General features: G+C 71.9%; 4 protein-coding genes. 2 read left to right on the forward strand and 2 right to left on the reverse strand.

Going from position 1 to position 3,368, the window contains the following annotated elements:
• Window positions 1-30: 30 nt before the first annotated feature.
• Window positions 31-702: a TetR/AcrR family transcriptional regulator gene (locus ACFRMQ_RS39445; protein WP_380735722.1), complete on the reverse strand. Its 672-nt coding sequence runs from the start codon at window positions 700-702 to the stop codon at window positions 31-33.
• Window positions 703-835: 133 nt separating this feature from the next.
• Here ACFRMQ_RS39445 and ACFRMQ_RS39450 point away from each other — a divergent pair, with 133 nt between their 5' ends.
• The gene (locus tag ACFRMQ_RS39450; RefSeq protein ID WP_380735723.1) at window positions 836-1,594 is read left to right on the forward strand and encodes a glucose 1-dehydrogenase; all 759 of its coding nucleotides are present in this window, start codon (window positions 836-838) and stop codon (window positions 1,592-1,594) included.
• A 339-nt stretch (window positions 1,595-1,933) separates the two neighbouring features.
• Here the strand turns inward: ACFRMQ_RS39450 and ACFRMQ_RS39455 are convergent, their stop codons facing one another.
• Window positions 1,934-2,533: a DinB family protein gene (locus ACFRMQ_RS39455; RefSeq protein WP_380735724.1), complete on the reverse strand. Its 600-nt coding sequence runs from the start codon at window positions 2,531-2,533 to the stop codon at window positions 1,934-1,936.
• On the opposite strand from ACFRMQ_RS39455, the gene ACFRMQ_RS39460 reads away from it, so the two are divergent.
• Window positions 2,532-3,302 carry a hypothetical protein gene (locus ACFRMQ_RS39460; protein ID WP_380735725.1) on the forward strand — a complete coding sequence of 257 codons (771 nt, stop codon included), beginning with the start codon at window positions 2,532-2,534 and terminating at the stop codon, window positions 3,300-3,302. The genes ACFRMQ_RS39455 and ACFRMQ_RS39460 overlap by 2 nt on opposite strands.
• Window positions 3,303-3,368 lie beyond the last annotated feature (66 nt).

A 3,368-nucleotide genomic window follows, 5' to 3' on the forward strand; every position in this document is an offset into this window, starting at 1 on the left:
GCCTCGGCCGGACGAATTCCCGGCGCCCGGTCACTCCGCGCCGGCGAGGGTGCCCGCGATGAGGGTCGTCAGCATCTCCTCCAGGGTGGTGGAGAAGTCCATCCGCAGGGCGGCGAGCGAGGGATCGGCCTCGTAGGCGGCGAGCATGGCGGCGGAGGGCCGGGCGTGGGTCCACACCGCGCCGCTCACCATGACGGCCTGGGCGCAGAACCGGTCGGTGTGGCCGCCGAGTTCGGGCAGGTGCCGGCGGGCGAGCGCGGCCAGGGCGGCGACGTTCTCGATGGCCGCCCGCTTGTAGCGGGCGGCCACGTCCGCGGAGACGTTGTGTTCCAGGACGCCCGCCTGGGCGCTGAGCAGGTCGCACAGCACCCGGCGCCGCGCGAGGGAGTGCGTCAGGACGGCGGCGAACTCCCGGCCGCGCCGCATCGGCGGGGCGTCGGGGGTGACCGAGGCGGCGAGCTGTTCGGCGAGCGCGGCGTTCCACTGCCGCCAGTCGCGGTCCAGCAGTTCCAGCAGGACGGCTTCGCGTGACTCGAAGTAGCGCAGCACGTTGGACTTCGCCAGGCCCACGCGCCGGCTCAGCTCGTTGAGGCTGAGCGCGCCCACGGGCATCTCGTCGAGCATCGCCGCCGCGGTGTCGAGGATCGCCCGCCGCCGGATCTCGCGTTGTTCCTCGCTGCGCGCCCGCTGGAAAGTCGCCATGCCCCCATATTACAGACTGCCGGTCTTTTGACATCAGACCGTCGGTCTCTTAAGTTGGAACACAACAGACCGGCGGTCTCCTAAACCGGGGCAGCCGACCGTGCCCACCCTCGCCCGAAAGAGGTCCACCACCATGAGCGTTCCCAGCGTCGCCCTCGTCACCGGCGCCACCACCGGCATCGGCAAGGAGACCAGCCTCGCCCTGGCCCGCGCCGGCCACGCCGTCGTCGTCTCCGGCCGCCGCAGGGAAGCGGGCGAGGCCGTCGTCCGTGAGATCCGCAACCACGGCGGCGAAGCCGCCTTCATCACCGCCGACGTCGACTCCGAGGAATCCGTCGCCGCCCTCGTCACGGCCACCGTCGAGCGCTACGGCCGCCTCGACGTCGCGGTCAACAACGCCGGGATCTCCCTCGACCGCGGCCGCCTCGCCGACGAACCCACCAGCCGCTTCCAGCAGATGCTCACCACGAACGTCCTCGGCGTCTTCTGGAGCATGAAGTACCAGATCCAGCAGATGCTGGCCCAGGACACCCCCGGCGGCTCCATCGTCAACCTGGCCTCGATCGCGGGCCTGGGCGGCATCCGCTACGCGGCCAACTACTCCGCCACCAAGCACGCCGTGGTCGGCCTCACCAAGTCCGCCGCCCTCGAATACGCCACCGACGGCATCCGCATCAACGCCGTCGCCCCCGCCTCCATCAAGACCGACATCCTCAACACCGCCATCGAGGCCGGCACCTGGGACGAGGCCGCCATCGCCGCCCTCCAGCCGGTCAACCGGATCGGCCGCCCCACCGAGGTCGCCGAGGCCATCGCCTGGCTGGCCTCCCCCGCCGCGTCCTTCGTCACCGGAACCATCCTCAACGTCGACGGCGGCTACAAGGCCCAGTAAGGGGCCTTCGACCGCTGCGCGATCCGGACCTGGCCGCACGGCGATGAGCACCGGCGCGGTCGGCACCGTTCGGCTGTCAGCGCGGGGCGCGGCAGGAACCTCTGGCCATAGCGGGGAAAGCCCTCGCCCGTACCAAGGCCGAACTGGGCCCCGACCACACCGAGACCCGCCTCACCCACCACCAGTACCCGTACTGGCGCGGCCAGGCCAGATGGTGGCGGCGGGTGCGGCGCGCTGTGCGGCCGACGCGGTAACGGGACTCCGGGCGCTCACCCGGCCCGCCGAGGAGCGCGGCGGCAGCTCGGCGGCGGGCGTCGCCGGCGGCGCACGAGCGTCACGTCACTGAGACGACCTCCGAGCCTCGATCGGCGCGGCCGACCTGGCGGCCCGCTCGATCTTCGCGCGGTGGGCCGCACGGGCTCGCTCGTCGATCTCCTTCTCGTGTTCGGGGCGCAGCCCGGTCCGGCCGTCGAGGCCCTCGCGCAGGATGTCGGCGTGCCCGGCGTGCCGGACGCACTCGCCGAGGACGTGGACCATGACGGCGAACAGGTTCGTGCGGGCGTGGGGCTCCGGCCACCACGGCACGTGGCCGGGGGCGTCGAGGGGAAGCCCGTCGATCGTCGCGTCCGAGTGTTCCCATGTCCGCTGATAGAACCCGATGATCTGATCGCGGGTCTCGTTCTCGGTCGCCCACAGGTCGCCGCCGTCGGAGTCCTGCCACCGGGGCAGCGGTTCCGGGGACGGGCGGCCGAAGACCTCGCCGAAATACCTGGCCTCGACGGTGGCCACGTGCTTGACCAGGCCGAGGAGGTTGGTCCCGGTCGCCGTCAGGGGCCGGCGGGCGTCGTACTCGGACAAGCCGTCGAGTTTCCAGAGCAGTGCCGCGCGGTCCCGCCGCAGCCTCCCGTGCAGGTTGTCCTTCGCGAAGTCGTCGATCATGCGCCATGAGCCTGCCATGGGCGGCTCGTGTCCTCAAGATCCCGTACGCGATACGCGACGACCGGCGGAGCCGGGGCCGATCGCCTGGCAGACGTCTCCGGCCGACGCCGTCCCCGACGAGGAACGGGGCTACGCCGAACTGCGCGGCCCCGGAGCGGCCGACACCGAAGGGCGGCTGCGCACCCTGGTCCGCAGGCGGCTGATCGACCTGGACCGGGTGGCCGGCGCCGCCGTCAAGGCGACCGCCGGCCGGATGAACCACGCGCTGAGGCTCCGGTTCGGCCCCGGAACGGCGCGCTTCCTCGGGGACGTCCTCGTCTACCAGCGCCACCAGGCCGCGATCCACACCCGAGTACGGGACCGCATCGACGCCATCGACCCCGCGCTCGGCCGACACCCGAACCGCCCGGTGCGGGTGGTGGCCCACAGCCTCAGCGGGGTCGTCGCTGTGGACATGGCCACCGGGACCAGCCCACTGTGGACCGAGAAGCTGCTCACCTTCGGCTCGCAGGCGGCCTTCTTCCACGTCTGCGACCCCCGCGGCGGCCAGCTCCAGCCGTACGCCGGTGACCGACGCGTTGCTCTTCCCCCGTCCCTCGCCTCTTGGACCAGCCTGTGGGAGCCGCTCGACGTACTGGCCTTCGTGGCCTCCGCCGTCTTCCAACTGCACGACGGCAGCAGCCCGACAGACGTCCCTGTGCCCCACATGGCGACTACCGGCCTGTGGACCCACTCGGCCTACTGTGCGACATCCCGCGAGTTCTCCTGAGCCCCGCTGAGTGACCGAGGCCGTGGCCAGGGGCTTCTTCCTCCTTCGAGTGCTCCGCTGGGCTGT

The organism is Kitasatospora sp. NPDC056783 (assembly GCF_042789895.1).
Lineage (GTDB): Bacteria > Actinomycetota > Actinomycetes > Streptomycetales > Streptomycetaceae > Kitasatospora.